Raw genomic sequence first — 840 nt, 5'->3', positions numbered from 1 at the left:
CGCCGCGGCCGCCCTGCCGCAGGAGGGCGCCGACCCGGAACTCGCCGACGCGCTGGCCGCCACCGCCTCCGACACCACGGCCAGCGACGAGCACACCCACGCCGAACTGGCCGACGCCCTGTGGCGGTCCGCCGAGCTCACCGGCGCCGGCGACGGACCCGGCTGGGCCCAGGACACCGGCGTGCGCGCGGCCCGGCTGACCGCCGCGGCCGAACACGCCTGGTCGGCCGGACGCCCGCACCGGGCCCTGGCCCTGCTGGACCGGGCCCGTGCGCTGCCCGTCCACGACACCGTGCGCGGCCGCACCGAACTCGTGCGCGGGGTACTGGAGTTGCGCAACGGCGTGGTCACCGACGCCCATGAGCTGCTGTCGTACGCCGCCCGGCTGCTGGCCCCCTACGACCCGCACACCGCCCGCCGGGCACTGCTCCACGCGACCGAGGCGACCTGGGCGGTCGGCGACATCGCCGGGTTCCGCGCCGACCTCGCCCGCATCGCCGGGCTGAGGACCCCAGCCGAGGACCCGCTGCTCGACGACTACTGCGCGGGCCTGGACGCGGTGCTGTCCGGCGACATCGCCCGCGGCGGGCCGGTGCTGCTGCGCGTCCTGGAGCACGCCGCCCGCGAACGGCAGCCCTGGAGGCTGATACGGGCCGGGATCGTGGCCCTGGTCGTCGGCGACGTCGCGGCGGCCCACGACCTCAACACCCGCGCCCTGGCCGCCGCCCGGGCGTGCGGGCCGGCCGCCGTCGTCCCCCAGGCGCTGGAGCACCTGGCCTACAGCGAGCTGCGGGCCGGGCGGCACAGCCGGGCCCGGGCCCACGCCGAGGCCGGACTGCG

The 840-nt window shown here is 78.8% G+C and carries 1 pseudogene; it reads left to right on the top strand.

Annotated elements, in window-relative coordinates:
* Positions 1-840 (top strand): annotated as a pseudogene (locus ACLIYP_RS30640) (LuxR family transcriptional regulator); the annotation flags it as partial.

Origin of the sequence: Streptomyces nanhaiensis, assembly GCF_046614825.1 — a bacterium.
Lineage (GTDB): Bacteria > Actinomycetota > Actinomycetes > Streptomycetales > Streptomycetaceae > Streptomyces > Streptomyces radiopugnans.
Note: the sequence above shows the minus strand (reverse complement) of the source record. Positions and strands in the feature narration are given on the sequence as shown.